Source organism: Arthrobacter phoenicis, from assembly GCF_047238215.1.
Lineage (GTDB): Bacteria > Actinomycetota > Actinomycetes > Actinomycetales > Micrococcaceae > Arthrobacter.
In genome coordinates, this window is sequence record NZ_JBDFMK010000003.1 from 106,640 (window position 1) to 127,904 (window position 21,265).

At 65.8% G+C, this 21,265-nt stretch carries 16 protein-coding genes, 1 pseudogene and 2 riboswitches; of the genes and pseudogenes, 11 read left to right on the forward strand and 6 right to left on the reverse strand.

Translation table 11 applies throughout. The features are described 5' to 3' along the window. Positions 1–26: 26 nt before the first annotated feature. The 3 genes from ABC337_RS18210 to ABC337_RS18220 are packed head-to-tail and all read left to right on the forward strand — an operon-like array spanning position 27 to position 3,895. Positions 27–194 (forward strand): hypothetical protein, encoded by a 168-nt coding sequence (locus ABC337_RS18210; protein ID WP_412885088.1) that lies wholly within the window; start codon positions 27–29, stop codon positions 192–194. A 41-nt stretch (positions 195–235) separates the two neighbouring features. Further along, positions 236–3,199: a Tn3 family transposase gene (locus tag ABC337_RS18215; RefSeq protein WP_412885087.1), complete on the forward strand. Its 2,964-nt coding sequence runs from the start codon at positions 236–238 to the stop codon at positions 3,197–3,199. Between the two features lie 15 nt (positions 3,200–3,214). Beyond that, on the forward strand, positions 3,215–3,895 hold the full coding sequence (locus tag ABC337_RS18220; RefSeq protein WP_412885086.1) for a plasmid pRiA4b ORF-3 family protein: 681 nt from the start codon (positions 3,215–3,217) through the stop codon (positions 3,893–3,895). Between the two features lie 292 nt (positions 3,896–4,187). On the opposite strand, the gene ABC337_RS18225 is transcribed toward ABC337_RS18220, so the two are convergent. Beyond that, on the reverse strand, positions 4,188–4,358 hold the full coding sequence (locus ABC337_RS18225; protein WP_412885085.1) for a hypothetical protein: 171 nt from the start codon (positions 4,356–4,358) through the stop codon (positions 4,188–4,190). Here ABC337_RS18225 and ABC337_RS18230 point away from each other — a divergent pair. Both ABC337_RS18230 and ABC337_RS18235 read left to right on the forward strand, forming a co-directional pair. After that, positions 4,321–4,422: pseudogene (locus ABC337_RS18230) on the forward strand (DUF1345 domain-containing protein); the annotation flags it as partial. The gene ABC337_RS18225 and the pseudogene ABC337_RS18230 sit on opposite strands and share 38 nt — an antisense overlap. A 49-nt stretch (positions 4,423–4,471) precedes the next feature. After that, positions 4,472–4,807 (forward strand): DUF1345 domain-containing protein, encoded by a 336-nt coding sequence (locus ABC337_RS18235; protein WP_412885084.1) that lies wholly within the window; start codon positions 4,472–4,474, stop codon positions 4,805–4,807. 275 nt (positions 4,808–5,082) lie between these two features. On the opposite strand, the gene ABC337_RS18240 is transcribed toward ABC337_RS18235, so the two are convergent. Beyond that, positions 5,083–5,367, reverse strand: a complete 285-nt coding sequence (locus ABC337_RS18240; RefSeq protein ID WP_412885083.1) for a hypothetical protein — start codon at positions 5,365–5,367, stop codon at positions 5,083–5,085. Positions 5,368–5,635: 268 nt separating this feature from the next. Between ABC337_RS18240 and ABC337_RS18245 the strand changes: the two genes are divergently transcribed. The 4 genes from ABC337_RS18245 (at position 5,636) to ABC337_RS18260 (ending at position 11,265) form a co-directional block, all read left to right on the forward strand. Next, positions 5,636–6,262, forward strand: coding sequence for a mechanosensitive ion channel family protein (locus ABC337_RS18245; protein ID WP_412885082.1), 627 nt, complete (start codon positions 5,636–5,638; stop codon positions 6,260–6,262). Between the two features lie 208 nt (positions 6,263–6,470). Continuing rightward, positions 6,471–6,640, forward strand: a riboswitch (M-box (ykoK) riboswitch). A gap of 324 nt (positions 6,641–6,964) precedes the next feature. Next, positions 6,965–7,138, forward strand: a riboswitch (M-box (ykoK) riboswitch). A gap of 221 nt (positions 7,139–7,359) precedes the next feature. Further along, positions 7,360–9,072 (forward strand): NRAMP family divalent metal transporter, encoded by a 1,713-nt coding sequence (locus ABC337_RS18250; RefSeq protein ID WP_412885081.1) that lies wholly within the window; start codon positions 7,360–7,362, stop codon positions 9,070–9,072. A 73-nt stretch (positions 9,073–9,145) separates the two neighbouring features. Next, entirely contained in the window at positions 9,146–10,405 is a 1,260-nt protein-coding gene (locus tag ABC337_RS18255; RefSeq protein ID WP_412885080.1) for a magnesium transporter MgtE N-terminal domain-containing protein, read from the forward strand. A gap of 254 nt (positions 10,406–10,659) precedes the next feature. Continuing rightward, entirely contained in the window at positions 10,660–11,265 is a 606-nt protein-coding gene (locus tag ABC337_RS18260; protein WP_412885079.1) for a hypothetical protein, read from the forward strand. 301 nt (positions 11,266–11,566) lie between these two features. Here the strand turns inward: ABC337_RS18260 and ABC337_RS18265 are convergent, their stop codons facing one another. Next, entirely contained in the window at positions 11,567–12,214 is a 648-nt protein-coding gene (locus ABC337_RS18265; protein WP_412885078.1) for a DedA family protein, read from the reverse strand. Between the two features lie 232 nt (positions 12,215–12,446). On the opposite strand from ABC337_RS18265, the gene ABC337_RS18270 reads away from it, so the two are divergent. Together ABC337_RS18270 and ABC337_RS18275 are read left to right on the forward strand one after the other, a co-directional pair. After that, positions 12,447–13,745, forward strand: coding sequence for an alpha/beta hydrolase (locus ABC337_RS18270; RefSeq protein WP_412885077.1), 1,299 nt, complete (start codon positions 12,447–12,449; stop codon positions 13,743–13,745). A gap of 588 nt (positions 13,746–14,333) precedes the next feature. Beyond that, positions 14,334–16,829: a bifunctional lysylphosphatidylglycerol flippase/synthetase MprF gene (locus tag ABC337_RS18275; protein WP_412885076.1), complete on the forward strand. Its 2,496-nt coding sequence runs from the start codon at positions 14,334–14,336 to the stop codon at positions 16,827–16,829. Positions 16,830–17,099: 270 nt separating this feature from the next. Here ABC337_RS18275 and ABC337_RS18280 read toward each other — a convergent pair whose 3' ends face one another. The 3 genes from ABC337_RS18280 to ABC337_RS18290 form a co-directional block, all read right to left on the reverse strand. Next, positions 17,100–17,573, reverse strand: coding sequence for a response regulator (locus tag ABC337_RS18280; protein WP_412885075.1), 474 nt, complete (start codon positions 17,571–17,573; stop codon positions 17,100–17,102). Between the two features lie 130 nt (positions 17,574–17,703). Next, a complete protein-coding gene (locus ABC337_RS18285; RefSeq protein ID WP_412885074.1) occupies positions 17,704–18,411 on the reverse strand; it encodes a polysaccharide deacetylase family protein in 708 nt (235 codons plus the stop codon). Between the two features lie 343 nt (positions 18,412–18,754). Then, entirely contained in the window at positions 18,755–21,256 is a 2,502-nt protein-coding gene (locus tag ABC337_RS18290) for a heavy metal translocating P-type ATPase (RefSeq protein WP_412885073.1), read from the reverse strand. Positions 21,257–21,265 lie beyond the last annotated feature (9 nt).

Here is a 21,265-nt window from a genome sequence, read left to right on the forward strand (position 1 = left end):
GCGAGCTGCCGGAGGTGCTCCTGCTCATGTTTATCCTGGTCCGCTGGAAGCGCGACGAGGCGCGAGGGCGGGCGAGCTCCGACCGGGCCGCCGCTCTCGCCGGCATCCCGGAATTGGCCGCGTATAACGGGGCATGTTCGGGCCGTCGGACGCTCTACACCGGCCTGCGCTTCTCTTTGGCCCGGTACTCCTGAAGGTGTCTTCAGGGGCAATCTAGATGTGGTTGAGTTCTGGTATGGGCCTTGAGCTGACGAGCGAACTTCTTGATTCGTGGACGCTGGTTGATGACGATGTGGCATTGATGGCGCGGAAGTCAGGAGCGACTCGGGCAGGGTTTGCTGTGCTACTGAAGTTTTTTCAGCAACATGCCAGGTTTCCGGTCGGGCCTTCTGATCTTCCACTGGGAGCTTTGAACTATGTTGCAGCGCAGATTTCCGTTCCTATCGATGGGCTGGGTCCCTATTGGGATGGGCGTTCAATCAAATACCACCGGGCCGAGATCAGGTCCCATTTTGGATTCCGTGAGTTCACCTCCGCTGATGAGGCCCGGCTGGCTGGGTGGTTGGCGGAGAGGGTGTGCCCGTCGGAGGTTCGTGAGTCTGCGCTTGTGGATGCTTTGCTGTCCCGGTGCCGTCAGGAGCGGATTGAGCCGCCGGGGCGTGCTGGCAGGATTGTTGGCACCGGCCGGGCGTTGTTTGAGCAGCGCCTGTGTGCTGATGTCCTCAAGGTTCTGGGGCAGGACGGCGCTGCTGGCCTGGAGGCTCTGGTCGCTGATGGAACGGCGGGTTCTCTGTTGTCGGTGTTGAAGGCTGATCCGGGCCCGGCTGGTTTGGAATCATTGCTGGCGGAGGTGGAGAAGCTTTCAGCTGCTCAGGGTCTTGCTCTTCCTTCTGGTTTGTTTGCCGGGGTGTCGGAGAAGGTCGTGAACGCGTGGCGGGCGAGGGCGGCCCGGATGTATCCATCGGATTTCCACGACGCGCTGCGCCCTGTGCGCTTGACGCTCTTAGCGGCGTTGTGTCATCAACGCACGGCAGAGATCGCTGACAGCCTGGTCGACTTGCTGCTCGTTCTAGTGTTGAAGATCAATACCAGCGCGGTGAGGAAGGTCGAGAAAGAACTCACCGAGGACCTGCAAAGGGTGCGCGGGAAGACGGCATTGCTGTTCAAACTCGCCGAGACGGCAGTCACAAGCCCGGACGAAACGGTCCGGAACGCTGTGTTCCCGGTGGTGAGCGAGAAAACCCTGCGGCAACTGGTCCAGGAGGCAAAAGCCAACGAGACCGTGTTCCAGGGCAAGGTGCGGACCGTGTTGCGGGGTTCGTACTCGAATCATTACCGGCGGATGTTGCCGGCGCTGCTGTCCGTGCTGCGGTTCCGCTGCCATAACACGGCGTTCCGGCCCATCATGGATGCCATCGCGTTGCTGGAACGGTACGCGGATGCTGGAAGTAAGAGCCAGTTCTTCGCGCCCGGAGATGTAGTCCCGGTCGCGGGCGTCGTGCCCAGGTCCTGGGAAGGCGCTGTCCGGGACGAGAAAGGCAGGATTGAGCGGATCCCTTACGAGCTTTGCCTGCTCGTGTCCTTACGGGACGCGCTGCGCCGTCGTGAGGTTTTCGTTGACGGTGCCGGGAAATGGCGGGACCCCGAAGAGGACCTTCCCCAGGACTTCGACGCTTCCCGTGAGCTCCACTACGAGGCCTTGCGGAAACCGCTGGACCCGGCCAGGTTCATTTTTGATCTTCAGTCAAGAATGACCCGATCACTGGAGCATCTGGATAACGGGCTGCTGGCCGATTCCACCGGCGGGGTGAAGATCACCAGACGCCGAGGGGCGCCGTGGATAAAGGTACCCAAGCTGGAAAAACTCGAAGAGCCGGCGAATCTGGGCAAACTCAAGGACGAGGTCCTGGCACGGTGGGGCACCCTGGACTTGCTTGAGGTCCTCAAGGAGGCGGACTTCCTGACCGGGTTCACCCAGGAATTCGTTTCCGTGGCCTCCCGTGAGGTCCTTGACCGTGAGACCCTTCGCAGGCGGTTGTTGCTCTGCCTGTTCGGGCTCGGGACGAACATGGGCATCAAAGCCGTCACTGATGCCGGCGGTCACGGAGAGAACGAACGGGAGCTACGCCACGTACGCCGGACATTCATCACGAAGGACAATCTGCGCCAGGCGATCGTGAAGGTCGTCAACGCCACGTTCGAGGCCAGGAACCCTGAGTGGTGGGGTGAAGGGAATGCGTGCGCGTCGGATTCGAAGAAGTTCGGCTCCTGGGAATCGAACCTGATGACCGAATGGCACAACCGCTACGGCGGTCCCGGAGTGATGATCTACTGGCACGTGGAGAAGAAATCGACCTGCATCTATTCCCAGTTGAAGAACTGTTCCTCCTCCGAGGTTGCGGCGATGATCGAAGGAGTCCTGCGCCATGACACCGATGCTGAGATTGAAGCGAACTACGTTGATACTCACGGGGCCTCGATTGTGGGGTTCGCGTTCACCGAACTCCTGGGGTTCAAGCTGTTGCCGAGGTTGAAGAATATCGGCTCGATCCGTCTTTACCGGGCCGGCAATGAGGAAGCCTACGGGGAGATCAATGACGTGTTGTCCCGTCCGATCGATTGGGAGATCATCGCCCAGCAATACGATCAGATGGTCAAATACGCCACGGCCCTCAAGCTCGGCACGGCCGAGTCTGAGACAATCCTGCGCCGCTTCACCCGAGGAGGGCCGAAACACCCCACGTACCAGGCCCTGGAGGAACTCGGCAGGGCCGTGCGGACGATCTTCGCCGCCGACTACCTCGCCAACGAAGACCTCCGACGCGAAATCAATTCCGGACTGCAGGTGGTGGAGAGCTGGAACAGCGGCAACGACGTCGTCTTCTACGGGAAGAACCGGGATCTCACGGGCCCGGACCGTGAAACGACCGAAGTTTCCATGCTCGCCCTGCACCTGCTCCAATCCTCCCTGGTCCTGGTCAACACCCTGCTGTTGCAAACCGTGCTCGAGGTCCCGGAGTTCAACGAACTGCTCGAACCCGAAGACCGCAGGGGTCTCACCCCGTTGTTCTGGACCCATATCAACCCCTACGGACGATTCACCCTCGACATGAACACACACCTGGACCTGGGCCGGATACCTGCAGAACCGGATGACAGTACGCGCGGTAACAACCGCTTGGCCCAAGCTGCTTTGTAATGGAAAGGACCCCCTATGGGCACGAATGAGAGATCCACACCAAGAGCCAAAGGCAAGCTTTTGCGCGCGAGAGTCCACATAGTCGGTAGTAAGCCGAAGATCTGGCGGCTTTTCGAAGTCGATTCCAGCCTTTACCTGGACGAATTCCACGACGTCCTGCAGGTGATCATGGGCTGGGAAAACTCCCACCTGCATTCCTTTACCGAACGCAATCCGAACACTCCGGGCCGCGGACGCACACAGGCCCGGTCTTGGGCGCCGGTCTATGTTCGGGCAGAAGATGATGATGGCTGGTACCTGCCCGAAGAAACAGCCCAGCTAGGGAAAGTCCTCAACGAAGGCTCAACCCCGCTGTTCTACGAATACGACTTCGGCGACGGCTGGCTCCACCGCATCGACTGGGTCGAAACCGTCAAGAAAACCAGTGACGACGTCCATGCCCGGGTGATCCGCGGTAAACGACGCTGCCCCTTGGAAGACTCAGGCGGAATAGGCGGCTACGAAGACCTCATCGCCACTCTGGCCGGCCCTCATGCCGTCGATGAATCAGACCGCGAACACGTCCAGGGGCTGCACGAATGGGCCCAAGGAACCGCGCAACGATCCGGCGGAGAGGAAACCTTCGACCCCGCACACTTCAACCTGGTCAAAGTCAACGAAGAACTCGGCCAGCTCTTCACACCCGAAGGAAGCTAATCAAGTGTCTGGTTGGGGTCTGCGGGTTTGGCGCCGTGTTGTGGAAAGGGGACAGGTTGGCGTGGATGCAGGCCCGATGACCGCCGGTGACTGGGGCCGCCGCACCGGTACCAATGAGCAGCGGAACCCGCCGTTCTTGCGGCGGCGGCGGAGCGCTCCTGCCGGGACCGGGGTCAGCCCGTCGGCTGCTGGTCAAAAGACGGGCCGGTGGGCTGCTTGGGTGGGATGATCGGTCCATGAGTCCTACTGGCCTGGCGGGCGGCCCGGATGAGGGTTTCAATTCTGTGGCGCATCATTCGCGTCTGCGGGTTTTGGTGATGATCGTTGTAGGTCTGGGCACGGCCGTGGCTGTCGGGGTGCTGAAGTCCTGGGCGTACGCGCCGGCGATGGGTTGGGCGGGGGCATCATTGACGTACCTCATCTGGGTGTGGGTGATCATCAGGGGGCTGTCGGCGGAAGCCACGGCAGCCCACGCGCGGCGCGAAGATCCGGGACGGGGCGTCTCCGACGCCCTGGTGCTGGCCGCCACCGTCGCCAGCTTCGCAGGGGTGGCCCTGATCCTGCTTGATGCCTCCAATGCCCAAGGGGGAAACGAAGGCGGCCATCATCTCCCTGGCCCTGAGCAGCGTTGTCCTGTCCTGGTTCCTGGTCCAGACGCTCTTTGCCCTTCGCTACGCCTCCATCTACTACCGGGACAGGGCCGGTGTGGATTTCAACGAGGACAAACCTCCCCGCTACCTGGACTTCGTGTACCTGTCCTTCACTGTCGGCATGACCTTCCAGGTTTCCGACACCGACCTGAAGACCGACGCGATCCGCGCCACGGTGCTGCGCCAGGCACTGCTGTCATATTTGCTGGCGGCCATAGTGCTGGCCAGCACCATCAACCTCGTGGCCGGGCTGATCCAATGACCACACCTCCGGTGGCCGGAGCCGCGGACGTCGGGATGTTAGCCGGGTCCGGGGAGGGACTGATCTCCGGGGGTGCCGGGAAGGGCGCCGGAGCAGATCGGCCCGGCGGGGACGCACCGGTCTACCGTCGAGCCCGGCCTGTCCGCGTCATTTTCCCGCCGTCCCGGGGTGCGCCTGCTCCGCTGACCGGGATGGCGTAAACGCCGCGGTCAACGCCCCTCGACGACGCCCTCCCGGTGTCCTGCTTGGGACGGACCGGTGTGCCCGGAGAGTGTTCAGGCGGTTACGGTGAACGTTTCCACTGTTGATTCGGTGGTCTGTCCGGATCTGAGTCGGTATTCGGCACGGACCGCGACCTCAACCTGGGCCGGGACTATCGAGCCGAATTCGCCGGCAGCACTACGTTCCCGGGCATAAGCCAGTGCCTGGTCCCGGGTACTGAATTCCGGGGATGAAGCGTAGGCGCCCACGTTGACGGTGTAGAACACCCGCTGCACCACAGCGTCGGCCAGTTCATGGGAGGGATCATGGGCCTGATCCAATATCTGCTCTGCGGTCACGCTTGTTCCTCAATTCATCTGAATTCCATTTTACCGCCCGCGCCGTCCGGGGCCCGTGCACGTTTGACGTTTTACCGATTGGGAAGGAGTCTGGACAACAGCAGCCATTGGGGCCTGTTCAAGCGCCTGTTTCAGCAGTATGCACTGGTGGTGTCGTTGCAGCTTCTGCTCCGGCTCCTGACTTCGGGGGGTGAAGGCGGCCCGTTACGCTGGAAGTCGTAGTTTTCAGCCGCGGGTGATCCCCGCAGACGGACAGTGGGTGTGAGGAATGGTTTTTACGGGTGATAGATGGGTTGGTGTTCTTCTCCAGGTCGTGATCACGATCGGCCTCGGGGCCGGGGTGTGGGCTGTTGCCCGGTCCGTTATTTCCCGCCTCGTCGGGCGGGTCAGCAACGGTTACGCGGTGCTGAAGAGACCTTTTTTCCGGTGGGCCCAGCCCGTGCTGCGGACCCTGGACCATGAACGCCGGGTCCAGCGGGCGGAAACCATCGGGTCGCTGCTGACCAGCATCGTCGCGGTCCTTATCGTGGTGACCGTGATCATTTACACCCTTGGCGCACTCGAGGTCAACGTCGCGCCGCTGTTGACCAGCGTGGGGATCCTGGGTATCGCGATCGGTTTCGGCGCCCAGCAGCTGATCCGTGACTTCCTGGCCGGAATCTTTATCACTCTGGAGGACCAGTACGGTATCGGCGATGTTATTGAGACCAGCGAAGTCGTAGGAACGGTGGAGTCCATGGGTCTGCGTATCACCCGCGTCCGTGCAGGGGACGGCACTATCTGGTACCTGCGGAACGGGGAAATACTGCGTGTCGGCAACCGCTCACAAGGCAGCTACACACCCTCCACCGACGGCACTTCACCGGATGAGGCGCCGATCCGCGCGGGAAAGTAGGCCTGTCGTTCTGCCGGCCGGACAGCTCCGGCCAGGCACGCCCGGGCTCCCTCGGGGACCTGTCCGGCCAGGGCCTAAAGGCTCCAATACGGGACCGGAGTATAACCTGCTGTTCCGTTCCGTGCCGGAGGGCCGCCGGCGTGCAGTATCCAGGGGATGCACGGTAAGGGGAGATGCGGGCTTGACGTCGGTATCTATCGATGGATGCAGTGTCGTTCGATAGCTGAGGCTCCTTTGCGGATTCATGCCAGCGGCCCCCAACGTCGTAAGACGCCCCCTGTTCAGGACAGGCTCCCCGGCCCAAGGGGTTGCCCCGATTGCTCCCGGAACACCAGGTTCATGCCATGAAGTGCCAAGGGTCTTACGAGGAGGGACAACCGCCGGGCGGGATGTCCGGCCTCCTCCCTGGCTCTGCAGAGCCCAATTGGAGGTGGTCACCGAATGAGTGATGGTCATAAACGATGCAGCGGTGATGCCTGGACGCGGCACCGAATCCAGCTTCCGACGCAGGTTCAGCTGCGCCTGTTCCCGGGCCAGGGACTGGCTCAGCCGGCGGCATTGGTTCGGGATTCATAACGTGGCCCCTGAGGTGCGGGTCCGGCCTGATTGGCACTCTTGCTGCCAGCAGTGCACCGACCGGTGCCGTGAGCACCGGGGTCCTGGGAGGCGTCCCGGGTGTGGGCGTGTATCATGGCCCTGCAAGGTGCCGTTCGTTAGCTGAGGCTCCTTCGCGTACACATGCCAGCGACCCTAAACGTCGAGAGACGCCACCGGTCAGGACAGGCTGCCCCGGATCCAAGGGGCAACCCCGATTGGCTCCCTCCGATCCGGTGGGTCACGACGCGGAGTGCCAAAGGTCTCACGAGGAAGGGCCGCCCGGGCCGTTAGCCCGGGGCGCCCAAGGCATGTTAAGACGAGTGCAGGAGGTGACCCGCTTTGCCCAGCGGCGATAATAGCACCTTCTTGCGTACTCTCTGAGCCCCTTCCGCTCACAGAACCCGTCCTCCCCGCCTCTCGTGCCGGTCCAGGCCCATTTCCGGGTCGGATCGGCGTGTCCGCTTCGCCCCGCCCCGGCCACCGCCAGGAAGCAGGTCCCCGTGATCAAGACCCCAAAGACCCGTGCGCCCCGGTCTGCCTCGACCAGGAAGGCCGAGACGCCGCCCACGACCCCCAGTACGGTCTCCTTCGCAGGCAGCGCTGTCCTTGACAGCGCGCACGTGGGGGACATCAAGGGTGCCTTCGGCACGATCGGTCTCGAGGACACGTCCACGCCCACGAGCTGGAAGAACCGCCTCAAGACTCTCCTGGCCATCATCGGGCCCGGCCTGATCGTGATGGTCGGCGACAACGACGCGGGCGCGTTCGGGACGTACACCCAGGCCGGTCAGAACTACGGCACGAGCCTGCTGTGGACGCTGCTGCTCCTCGTGCCGGTGCTGTACGTCAACCAGGACATGGTCCTGCGCCTTGGCGTCGTGACCGGGGTCGGGCATGCCCGGCTGATCCTCGAGCGCTTCGGGAGGTTCTGGGGAGCGTTCAGCGCGATCGACCTGTTCATCCTCAACGCGCTCACGATCATCACGGAGTTCATCGGCATCAGCATCGGTCTGGACTACCTCGGCGTGCCCAAGGCCCCGGGGGTGATCGTCTCCGCGCTGATCGTTGTCGCTGCAGCGAGCACGGGATCGTTCAAACGCTTCGAGCGGACCTGCATGGTCCTCGTGGCGGGCTCGCTGCTGCTCGTGCCCGTGTTCTTCCTCAGCCGGCCGGACTTCGGCCAGATGGCGCAGGACTTCGTTGTTCCCAGGTTCCCGGCCGGGGCGAACATCGGCGACGTGACCCTGTTGATCATCGCGATCGTGGGAACAACGATCGCGCCGTGGCAGCTGTTCTTCCAACAGTCCTACCTCATCGACAAGCGCATCACCCCGCGGTACATCAAGTACGAGCGCGTGGACCTGTGGGTCGGGATCGTCATCGTGATCCTCGGCGCCGCGGCCATCGTCACCTTCACGGCGTCCGCCTTTACCGGCCGGCCCGAGTTCGGCCAGTTCACCGACGCAGGCGCGGTGGCCCAAGGCCTGGGCCAGTACGTGGGCCGCCTCGCCGGGATCCTGTTCGCGCTTGCGCTGATCGACGCCTCGATCATCGGCGCCGCGGCCGTGGGCCTCTCGACCTCGTACGCGCTCGGCGACGTGCTGGGCCTGAAGCACTCCCTGCACCGGAAGGTCAGCGACGCGAAGGGCTTCTACGCGGTCTTCGCCGGCGTCATCCTCGTCTCGGCGGTCATCGTGATCATCCCGGGCAGCCCGCTGGGCCTCCTCACGGTCGGCGTGCAGGTCCTCGCCGGCGTTCTGCTGCCCTCGGCGACGGTGTTCCTCCTGCTGCTGTGCAACGACAGGGCAGTCATGGGCCCGTGGGTCAACGGGCGCGTCATGAACGTCTTTACGTCCGCCGTCGTCGCCGTGCTCGTGATCCTCTCTGTCGTACTCACCTCTGCGGTGCTGTTCCCGGACATCGACGGGCCCGCGATCCTCACGATCCTCGGCGGCGGTGCCCTCCTGGCCCTGATCGCGGCCGCGGCGATCGCCGTCGTCCGCTTCCGGGCACGGGCCCAGGGCGGGGCAGCCCCCGCGCCCGCCGTGGACCGCTCGCAGCGGCTCACGTGGCGCATGCCCCCGATCGCCCTCCTCGAGCGCCCGCAACTCTCGCTCACCCGCCGCGCGGGCCTGGGCGTGCTGCGTGTCTACCTGCTCGTGGCGACGGTCCTGGTGGTTGTCCGTGTCGTCCAGCTCGCCCTGGGCGCCTGAGCCCCTCCCGAAGACTCCCCGGGGTGACATACAGTGGCCTCGAAATGCTCGACGTGCACCCGAAAGGCACCCGATGACCACGGCAACCGCCACCCTGTCCCTCTCCACGATCCTTCGCCGCCCCGTCACCGACTCCGACGGGCACCGGACGGGCACTCTCTCGGACGTGATCGTCCGGCTCCGCGAGGACGAGTACCCGCTCGTCACGGGCCTGGTCGTCGCCGTGGGCGGCACGCGCGTCTTCGTCTCCGCCGCCGACCTGGCCGCGCTCACCCCGGAGCGCGTCGTGCGCGGCAGCGCCAGTATGGACGTGGGCGAGTTCACCCGCCGCGAGGGTGAAGTGCTCCTCTCCGAGGAGGTTCTGGGCCACCGGCTGATCGACCTCTACCGGGTAACGTTCGTCAAGGCCTACGACGTCCAGCTCACCCGGGTCCCTGACGGCTGGGCCGCTACGGGCGTGGACGTGCACCGGCGCCGCTGGCTGGGCCTCGGTCCCCGGCACGCGGTGCATCCCGCGCGCGACTGGCGCGAGTTCGAACCCCTCATCGGCCACACGGACTCCGCCCGGGTCCGCAGGTCCACCGGCCGGATCCCCGAACTCAAGCCCGCGCAGATCGCGGACATCATCGAAGAGGCCACCGAGAACGAACAACACGAGCTGCTCGCCCAGGTCCACGAGAACCCCGAACTCGAAGCCGACGTCTTCGAGGAACTCGACCAGGACAGCCAGGCCGAGCTGTTCCGCAACCGCACCGACGCCGAAGTCGCCGAAGTCCTCGCCCGCATGCAGACCGACGACGCAGCAGACGCCCTCATGGACCTCCCCCAGGAGCGGCGCTCCCCGGTGCTCGAGAAACTTCCCGAGCCCCAGCACACCGAAATCCACCGCCTCCTGGGTTACCACGACCTCACCGCCGGCGGGCTCATGGGCACCGAGTTCATCGCCCTGCCCGCCACAGCCACCGTCACGGACGCCCTCGCCGCGGTCCACGACGCCGGCGGCCTCCAGCACCAGTCCCTCTTCACCCTCTACACTCTGCGGCCCGACGGCACCCTCGAGGGCGCCCTCAGCCTCGTCCAGGCCGTCCAGGCCAGCCCGGACCAGAGGCTCGCGGACATCGCCGACGACGATGTCGTGGTCGCCTCGCCCACGGACGACATCGTCGACGTCACCACCCGCATGGCCGACTTCAACCTCCTCGCCATGCCCGTGATCTCGGAGAACCGCCACATCATCGGCGTCATCACCGTCGACGACGCCCTCGAAGCCGCCATCCCCCAGGACTGGTCCCGCCGCGGCACCAGCCACCGGGAAACCGGCCCCGAAGCCTAGCCTGGGCCCGCATCACAGGCGCCCGCGCCGCTCCCGGGGATCCGTTCGTGACAGCCGCGGTCAGAACCCAGCCCAGGACCGGAACAACCCCACCGAACAAGTCCTCATGCGGGGCCCTGGCGACCCCTGCTCATCTGAGGCGCGGCCGCCGGCCGAATGCGTAACCTCCGGGGCGCCTGCCGTCGGCAGCCCGGGGGCCAAGAAAACTTGACATAGCCGCCAATCTGCCAGGCGGCTGGAAATAGTCTTGTGCTATGAGCGAAGAGACAGCCCGCCGGCTCGAAGCAGCCCAGGCGGAAGTGGAATCATTGACAGCGGTGGCCGAGGAACGAGAGCGCGGGCTGTTGGCCGCGGTAGCGGAACAACTGCCCGGCAGAGTCGACGCTGTGGCCAAGAGCGTCGCCCAAGGCCAGCCATCCATCACACGGTCACTTGGGCGCGAGGGAGTGAGCGAACTTCGCGACGCGTTGAGGGCCCGCGCACTGGAAATCGGGGCCATGCTCACCAACGCGCCGGGCAATCTCAAGTTTCCCTGGCTCGAACCTGGCTTTTTCACGACCGAGAAGACCATGGTCCGGGACATTCAGGGACAGATGGGTGAGATCCTGAGCGAGTACTTCAGGGGCAACCCGGGCGACAGCCTCGCCGATATCTTCATAGACCGAGGGTTCGACCCGGGCCAGAACAAGGACCTTCCGGGGGCGCATTGTCTGAGCAGGGCCTGCGACCTCTTTGAAGAGCGCGACATTCCCCTCACAGCCTTCGCCCAGGCCCATGCAGCCCTGCGAAAGGCACGCCTTGAGGCCGAACGGGCCCAGAGTGCCGAGGACAGGGCCGCGATCGACTCACTCTGGGAATGAGAGGACCCCGGGCCTCCCCTCGAATGGCAACCTGCACAGGTTCCCGGGGCCGGAAACGGATGGTGAAGCTGAATGCCTCGGCGGCCCGGATGACGCCCCAACCTGGAAGCACGGGGACCTCCGAGGTGTCGGCCCAGCTCTCCACCCCTTCCAGGTACCGACGCCATACTTCCCCCGTCTGCGTGCACCGCCGGACTGTCCCGCGGACTGCCCCGATTGCCCTGAGCAGCTTCCACTCCCGCAAGCGAGGGCTGACGCTACTATCGGTGAGCTGCCGCTTCTATGCGGACAGCCTGCAGGCTCACCGCAGACCGGTCCGGTCTGCGTCGGGTGCGGCGTCGTGGCGGCCGAGGTGGTTGTGCCACCGGCGCAGGAGGTGGTCGATGACGATGCCGAGCACGATGGCGAACGCCACGGCGATGCCGGCGCTGAGCAGAGGGTTGCTGTGCAGCCACGGGAAGGAGCCGGCCAGGATGCCTATTCCAAGTGAATACACCACCCAGGTGAGGCACGCGAAGGCATCCAGGACGAAGAACCGGCGGCGCGGGAAGGCGGTGGTGCCCGCGACGTAGTTCACGGCCACGCGTCCCCACGGGATGTAACGGGCGGTAAAGATCAGCACTGCGCCACGCTTCTCCAGCTCGTACCGCGCCCAGCCAAACACCTTCCGGACCCTGGGTTTACGCATCCACCCCCAGCGTTCCAGGCCGATTTTCCGGCCCAGCAGGTAGGCCATGTTGTCCCCGGCGACGGCGCCGAGAAGCGCGGTGACGCCCAGAACCCAGAGGTTGGGCTCGCCGCTTTGCCGGGCGAATGCGGCCAGCGCGACGATGAGGGTCTCGCTGGGGAGAACCATCGCGAAGCCGTCAACGAAGAAGAAGACGAGCAATAGCGGGTAGATCCACCACTGCCCGGCCGCTTCGAGGACGGTTTGAGTAATAAAATCCACGCGTGCGGCTCCAGAGAAAAATATAGGCGAGGTCTTCAGTTTCCCATGCCGGGGTGCCGGTCGCAGGCCAGTCAGATCCGCAGCGGGCCCCGGTTCGGCCGGTGGCCAACAGGTGAGTTGGCTCTTGGGCAACCGTACCGGAGCCTTTTCCTGGGCCAGGACGTTGGAACGGTATCCTCTGTGGTGTGGCCGGATCAGTGAAGCGACTTTCAGGCACGGGAGATTAGCTGCGGTGGACTTCGTTGCAGAGATCTCTTTAGTGGAGGGTCCTGTCCTGTGGGGTGCCTGGACAGCGGGTGCGGCCGGCGGGGTGTATCTTCTGTGGGGCCGCGGCCTCCGCTGGGTCCTTCGAGCGGTGGTCGTTGTGTTGGCCGCTGCGGTCATCGTCGCTGCCGTTCACTGGCTGCTGATCTACGTCTTCTCCACGTTCCCGGAAGTGCTTCCCTGGGAAGTGCTGGCGTGGTCTGTGCCCGCTGTCGCTGCGTTGCTCTTATGGCTTGTCCGTCTTCGCGGCTCGACGTGGGGTGGCCGGGCAGCCGCCGCCGCTGCCATGCTCGGCGTCTTGCTGCTGAGCGCCGTGCAGGTCAATGCCTACTTTGGCCTTAACCGCACGGTCAGCGACCTTCTGGGAACGGCCGTGGCACGGATTCAGCCGCTGGAAGCTGGACTGGTGCGCCAGCCCGGCGGCCCCGCTCCTACCAGTCTGGACGCCTGGAGTTCCCCGGGGGATCTTCCGGCGGGGGGCCTGCTGAGAAAAGCCGTGATACCGGGTTCGCGCTCGGGTCTTAGCACCCGCGAGGCGTTCATTTATCTGCCTCCGGCGTATCAGAGCGCCCCGCGCCCGGCGTTGCCGGTGCTGGTGCTGTTTTCCGGCCAGCCCGGAGGCCCTGCCGACTGGCTCACCGGGGGCGCTCTGCGTAGCCGAATGGACAGGTTTGCCGCCGGGCGCAACGGCCTGGCTCCTGTCGTGGTGGTCGTGGATCCCAACGGATCCGCCTCCGGGAACACCCTGTGCATGGACAGCGGCATCGCGCAGGCGGACACGTTCCTGTCCGAGGATGTGCCCGGCTGGATCAGCCAGACCCTGGACGTCGATACGGATAAACGCCAGTGGGCCGTGGGCGGGTTTTCCTTCGGTGCCACGTGCGCCCTGCAGATGGGCACCAGGCATCCGGACCTCTACCCGTCCGTGCTGGCGTTTGCCAGCGAGCAGGAACCAGCCCTGGCCAAGGAACGGCAGAAAACGATCGACGCCTCCTTTGGCGGGGACACGGCCGCCTTCGAAGCGCAGACCCCCTTGGGCGTCATGAAGCAGGGCAACTTTGCCGGGAAGGCCGCCTATTTCGCGGCGGGAGCCCGGGACCCTGAGTTCCTTGGCTACATGGAGGTGCTGTCAACGGCCGCGCGGGAGTCGGGATTCACGGTTGAGACCCGGCAGATCGCCAACACGGGGCACTCATGGGAGATGGCATCCACGGCGCTGCCCGGGGCCCTGGACTTTCTGGCAGCGCGCTGGGGAATCCGGCCATGAACGTCGGACCCTCCAGGGCATGAAAGGCACGCGGACCAGGTGGTGGCCGTAAAGCAGACGCCTAACACCCACCGGCGTATCCACCGTCCCCATTTATGCCCCAGGATCGCCCGGGAGGCCCAATCCTGCAACCGGAGACCCGTTCCGGGGGAATTGCCCCAGGAGATTGCCTTGGCCCCGAACGGCCGCGGCCCGTTGATCCCGGGGCGGAATCATGCCGCTGCCCTGTGGTCGATGGGGAAGGGGCAGGCGGTGGGCCGGTGAAATCATCCAATCCAGTCCCGTCCCCCGGGCGCCGTTACGGGCCGCGCCGGAGGGCGCGCCTTGATGACCGGCCTTACGTGCAACGGCCCCTTGGCGGTTGCACATATCATTATTACTGCTCATACCCTTTCCGCCGGGTATGGCCGCTCCCCCTGGAGCCGACCGGTACCGGACCCGTCCCAGGCTGTGGATGCTCTGAGAGGAACATTCATGCCCAAGAATGCCCCGGGTTCGGCAGAGCCACAGCGCCGGTTCCGGAGTCCCTGGAGGGCCCTGAGGCTGGGTGCTCCTGTCACGCTGGCGTTTATCGTTGTTTTCTGGGTCATGGGTGCAGTGTGGTCCGTTCCCGCATCCGGCCCGGCCCGGTTCCATCTGGCGGCAACGGCCGGTTCGCTTCCGGGGCAGTGGTGGGCGCTGCTGACCTCGGCGTTCTGGGCCCGGGACCTGGCCGGTTACGTGCTGGGCACGGTGCTGCTGCTTGCCGGCATCGTGTTGGAACTGCGGATGGGCAGCCTGCGCTATGCCGCAGCAGCCCTCGGCACCCAGTTGCTGGGGACCGCTGCGGCCATGGGCTTCACCGCCGCCGCCCGGGACCTGATGGGGAACTGGGCCCGGGAGATGAGCGGTCACCTGTTCATGGGACCAAGCGCGATGATCTGCGGAGCGGCCATGGCGGCCACCGCGGCCATGGGCACCCTCTGGCGGCGCCGGATCAGGCTCATCGTCTTTGCGTTGCTGATGCTGCTGGCCCTCTATACCGGGGGATTTGCGGACCTCGTCCGGCTGGGAGCGGCCGCGGCGGGCGCCCTCCTGGGCCCGGTACTGCTGGGGCGGCGGCCCCACCCCGGGGTACAGGCCGCTTCCCGGCACGAAGGCCGGGTCCTGCTGGCGCTGCTCGTTGCTGTCTCGGCCATCGGACCGGTCGTGGCAGGCCTGGTCCCGCACGCCGTCGGACCCCTGTCGGTCCTGCGGTTTCTGTTCACCAACATCCAGCCCGTGGACCCACAAACGCTCCAGGGCCTGTGTGCGGACCCGGCCCGGGTCAAAGACTGCGCGGCCGCTCAGCTTCAGCTCCGCGCCGGGGCCGGCGGGATCTTCATGGCCATTCTCCCCTCGTTCCTACTGCTGCTGCTCGCGGACGGTCTTCGCCGCGGCCGCCGCTTCGCCTGGGCAGCGGTGCTTCTCATCCAGGCTGCACTGTCGGTGCTGGCCGGGGCCACCATGGCCGGGGTCCTGCAGCCGGCCGCCCCCGACACCGCCGCGGCCGAAAGGATCGGGGCCATGGACGCAGCCCTCTACGGGAACCCGCTCAGCCTGGCCCTGCCCCTGCTGCTTCCCGTTCTTTTGTCCGCCGTCCTACTGTCCGGACGGAGACTTTTCCCCGTTGAGGCTCCGCCCGGGACCTACCGCCGGCTGGCCTTGGCTATTTTGGCCACCGCGGTTGTTCTGGGCGTGGTCTATGTGGGGGCGGGCCTGGCCCTGGCCGGCGATTTCAGCCCCGTTCCGGGCCCGGCGGAACTTCTGGCCGATGTCCCTGACAGGTTCCTGCCGCTGGGATACATGATCGACCTGCCCCCTGCCTTCTTCCCCCAAAGCACCGCGGCAGTGCTGCTCTATGAGGGAACAGGCATCATTTTCTGGACGATCGCCGGGGCACTGATACTCAAGACGTTCCTGCGCCCGGCCCACAGCAGGCACCGGACCGACGAAGACCGCGTCCGGATAATCCTCACCACGTCCGAAAGCAGCTCCCTGTCCTGGATGACCACCTGGCCAGGGAATACCTACTGGTTCTCCCCCCCAGGGGAGAGCTTCATCGCCTACCGGGTCATCGCCGGGATCGCCCTCACCCTCGGCGGCCCCGTCGGACCCAAATCCGCCACCAAAACCTCCTTTGCAGAGTTCAGCCGGCACTGCATCGCGAACGGGTGGACACCGTGTTTCTACTCCGTGCCCCGGGAACTGAGCGACCACGCCCTGGCGCTGGGCTGGGGATCCGTGCAGGTCGCCCAGGAAACCGTCCTGGACCTGGAAGCGGTGTCCTTCACAGGCAAAAAATTCCAGGACATCCGCACCGCGATGAACAACGCGGCCAAAGCAGGCATCCACGCCGAATGGACCAGCTACCCCGCCGCGCCGTTCGCCGTCCAGGCCCAGATCCAGGCCATCGCCGAAGAATGGGTCGCCGACAGGAAAATGCCCGAGATGGGATTCACCCTGGGCAGCCTGGATGAACTCAACGACCCCGAAGTCCGCTGCCTGCTCGCCGTGGACAGCAACCACACAGTCCACGCCATTACCTCCTGGCTGCCCGTCTACCGCAACGGGCACATTGTGGGCTGGACCCTTGACTTCATGCGCCGCCGCGGCACAGCCTTCCGCGCCAGCATCGAATTCCTCATCGCCTCCGCCGCCCTGAACTTCAAGAACGAAGGCTGCGAATTCATCAGCCTCTCCGGAGCGCCCCTGGCCCGCGCACCGCAGCACCACCAAACCCTCAGTCCGGCCAGCCTGAAAGGCACCCCCGATGCCATTGACCGACTGCTCGACTGGCTCGGCGCTACCCTGGAACCCGTCTACGGATTCAGGTCGCTGCTGAACTTCAAAGCCAAATTCCACCCCCGCTTCGACCCCCTGTACCTGCTCTACCCCGACGCCGCGGCCCTGCCCTCCATCGGCAACGCCATCGCCCGCGCCTACCTCCCGGACATCAGAATCGGAGAAGGACTCGCACTGGCCCGGACCCTCCTCAGCCGCACGCCGTCAAGACCACGACCCATGCCACCCCCCGTGGGCCCCGGGCAGCCGGACAAGTCCTGACCCGCCACGTCACCATGCCATTCCGGCCGGATTCGCACGTGAGGGACCCGCAGCCCGTGCGCACGCGCCCGGGAACGGCTTGCCACCATGGGGAATTGGGGGCTCGCGGTGCTGCGCCACGGGGCGCTTGCGGTAGGTCCTGAAGGAATGCCTGTTTCCCATCGGCGCTGACGGGATCAGCCGTCCCCGACATGGGTCAGCTGAAAGAAACCAAGGTTAACACCCACAGCACCGACGATTCCGCTTTCGCCAGGCTGCCAAAGAACTGCCTCACTTCTGCTGGCCGGTAAGTGTCGGGGCCTGATCAGGTTGCCTGCTGTGAGTTCGGATGCCGGGACCCACTGCGGTGGGGTGTCGGGTGAGCCGGCGCAGCCGCAGAACGAGGTCCTCGAACGCATACGGCACGATCAGGTAGTCATCCCCGGGCCGGGTTCCTCCACGGAGAAGGCTTTCGAGGTTCTCCCGGGTGGTTATAAACAGTGCCGGGGCTCCCGGAAGGGATTGCCGTGTCCGCGCCGTCGTCGCCCGGTCGCGGCCGTCGAGCAGGACACCGGCAGGGGCGCCATCACCGGTGCCGGACGTTTCAGCCGTGGCCAGGGACCACCCGGCGTTGGCCAGGACCACTGAAATTTCGGCAGCCAGCGACGGGTCCTGATAAACGATAAGAATCGGGCCCATGGCCGGTGCGGGTGTGACGGTCCAGGGAGAAACCCCGATGTTGGGAGTCGTGTCGCGGGCAGGCATAGGAATAATGCTCCGCTGTCGGGATGAGGCCGCCCTGAATCCTTTATGAGGAATTCCTGAGCGTGACCGCCGGGTTGCGCCGGTGGAGGAACCGGCCGTCCTTTGGCCTTCGCCGGGGACGTGACGTGTGTTAGGCCAAGTACACGAAGGGCGTCCCACGGGCGGCGAGGCTGTCCAGGGCACGTGCCATCCCCTCCGCTGTCCCCGTCCCGGGGTGGTTGCCGTGGCAGATAATGACGTCTCCGGGGCCGGCTTTGCCCGCTTCCCGGGCCACCGTCGCAACAGGGTAGGTGGCACCGCCGTCGGCATTGACGCTGAAGCCGGCCGGGGTCAGCCCCAGGGCGGTCACGATGTCCGCGGCGACGTCATTCAGGTAGGCTGTCCCGGGCCTGAAGAAGCGCGGCTTTGTTCCGGTGAGCTGGGCGAGGGTGGCATCGTTGGTCATGACCTCGTCGTATAGTTCACCCGCATCCCGGGTGCCGGGGATCCCGTAGGCGGATTCGCCCGTGGTGGACGAGGGCCGGTGGGAAGTACCATGGTTCGCCAGTTCAAACAGCGGGTCGGCGGCAAGCCCGCGGGCAGTGGCGGGGTTGGCGGCAATCCATCTGGAATTGAGGAAGAGCGTTGCGGGGATGCGGCGGCCGCGCAGGGCCGTGAGAAGCGCCTGATCATAGCCGTTGCCCCCGGGACCACCGCAGAAATCGACCGTCACAGCAACACCCGGCGCCCCTGGAGGGAGCCGGGTCAGGGTCCCGGGCGCCTCCAGGCCCCAGTAGCGGGGTCTGCGGCCGGCGAATTTGACGATGACCTCCTGCCGCGACGGGGGCGGTGGTTTCACCGGGACGGTCTGCGCAGCAGGTCCCGGGGCGGGCGCCTGCAGATCATCCGGACGCGGATTATCCGCGACGAGACTGCCATCCGGCCGGTCCGGCAGGGCAGTGAACGGCACCTCGGGCAGGTTAGGGACTTGCCGGGCCGAAAGCCCAGCCACGGCGGCTACGGCGGCGGTGAGCAGGACGGCCCGCCGCGTCGGCGGTGAGCGGCGCGCGCGGAGGTGCCGCGGGGTTTCGACCATGAGGGCTTCCCGGTTTCCAAAGAAATCGTGGCGGAGCGGGGGATGTTGCAGGCCCCGGACGCGAGGCCTGCAACATCCCCGGCTGCTCCTGGCGGGTGAAGGGACGCTATTTGGTTTTGGGTTCGCGGTAGGCCAGGAGGCGCAAGGCGTTGGCGACAACGAGCAGGGTCGATCCTTCGTGGATCACGACGGCCAGGCCGATGCCGATGGCCCCGGTGATGGTGGCAGGGATCAGGATCGCGACGACGCCCAGGCTGGCCCAGAGGTTCTGGCGGATGATCCGGCTGGACTGGCGGCTCAGGTTCACGGCGAAGGGCAGCCGTTCCAGGTCATCACCCATAAGGGCCACGTCGGCGGTTTCCATGGCGACGTCCGAACCGGCGGCGCCCATCGCGATCCCGACGGTCGCGTTGGCCATGGCCGGTGCGTCGTTGACGCCGTCACCGACCATCGCGACCTTGTGCTCGCGGCCGCGCAGGTCGATCACCGCCGTGACTTTGTCTTCGGGCAGCAGGTCCCCGCGGGCCTCATCGAGCCCGAGCTTCCCGGCGACCGCGTCCGCGACGGTCTGGTTGTCTCCGGAGAGCATGATCATGTGCCGGATACCCGCCTGGCGCAGCCGGGCGATGACCGGTGCGGCTGTGTTCCGGGGCGTGTCCATCAGGCCCAGGACGCCCAGGTACCGGGATCCGCGGCGGACGACCATGGTGGTCCGGCCCGCGGCTTCGAGGCGGGCGGTGGCGTCGGTGATGTCCTGGGTTAGTGTTGCCCCGTCGATTTCGCTGAAGAGCTGCTGCTTGCCGATGTGGATCTGTTCACCGTCGATCAGGGCGCTGACCCCGCGCCCGGTGATGCTGGTAACGGCGCCGGCGGTCAGCAGCGGTGTTCCGTCCAGCCGGGCGCGGGCGGCCGTCACGATGGCCGAAGCCAGCGGGTGGTCGCTTTGGGCCTCGACCGCGAGGGCGACGGAAAGCAGTTCGGTTTCCTTCACGCCGTCTGCGGGTTCGACGTCGGTCATTTCCGGTTTGCCCTCCGTGAGGGTGCCGGTCTTGTCAAAGGCGATCGCGCGCAGGGTGCCGAGGTTTTCCAGCGGGCCGCCGCCTTTGATGAGCAGGCCGCCGCGTGCTGCCCGGGCCAGCCCGGACAGGACCGCGCTCGGGGTTGAGATCGCCAGCGCGCACGGGCTGGCGGCGACCAGGACGGCCAGGGCCCGGTACAGCGTGGCGGAGAACGGCTCGTCAATGACCAGGCCCGCGAAGAGCAGCACAACGACCAGGATCAGCACGGCGGGAACGAACACGCGCTGGAAGCGGTCCGTGAATTGTTGCGTGGGGGAGGTCTGGGCCTGGGCTTCGCTGACCATCCGCACGACGCGGGCGAGCGTGGAGTCCTTGGACAGCCGTGTCACGGCGATCTCCAGTACCCCGGGCCCGTTGACGGTGCCGGCGTAGATGCGGCTTTCGGCCGGGATGTCCGACTCGTTGCGGGAGGCCTGCGCCCCGATCGGGGCCTTGTCCACGGGGATGCTCTCCCCGGTCACGGCGGACTGGTCCACGCTGCTCTGGCCGGCGGTGACGTAACCGTCCGAGGGGATGCGGGTGTTGGGTTTGATGATGACGGTGTCGCCGATCCGCAGCTCCCCGACCGGGATCTCCTGCTCCGCGCCGTCGCGTCTGACGATCGCACTTTCCGGGGCGAGTTCGGCCAGCGCCTGGATGGCGCGCCGGGCCCGTCCCATGGCGTAGCTTTCCAGGGCGTGGCCGATGCTGAACAGTGCCAGCAGCAGGGCGCCCTCGGCGAGGTCCCCGAGCACCGCGGCGCCGGCGGCCGCGACCAGCATCAGGAAATCGATCTCGAACCGTTTGGCCATCACCGTCTGGATGGCTTCCTTGGTGGTGTAGTAGCCGCCGAAGAAATACGCGGCGATATACAGCCCCGTCGAGACCGCGTCCGGCACCGCGGGGCTCAGCCCGAGCAGGAAACCCGTGGCCAGGGTCAGCGCGCAGAGGATCGCGAAGATCAGCTCACTGCGCTCACCGAAGATCCCGCCATGCTTGTGATCATGGTCTTCATGCTTTTCGTGCTTGTGGTCGTGCGCTTCTGCCTCGGGTGCGGGGGCCTTAGCGGCACCTGCCGCGGGTGCTTGGGGGGCGGGCCGGCCTGCGCGCGGAGGCGTTCCGAAGCGTGTCAGGAGGTCCGTGATCGTCTTCTCCGAGGTCCGGTCCGTGAGGTATTCGACCGTGACGGAACCCGTGGCGGAGACGTGGGCCTCCGCCACGCCGTCCAGGCCGCGCAGCCGCTGTTCAAGCAGCTGGGCACGGGCGGGCCTGGAGATGCCGTCCACGTCGATGCTGAGGTGCCCGAAATCGCTGTCCACCCTTGCGCCCAGGGACAGGGCCAGTTCACGGATCCGGGCCAGGCTGATGACGCCGGGTTCGAAATGCACGCACAGCTGCGCCGCGTCGGTTCCCTCCGGGCGTTTGACGTGGGCATCGATGACGCCCTGCCGGGCCTGCAGGCCGTCGGTCAGGATGCGGACGCAGGCGTCCTGTTCATCCAGCGCCTCGGGCAACACGGTCTTCAGGTCAAGTTGGGTATCGGTTGGCATGCGTGCTCA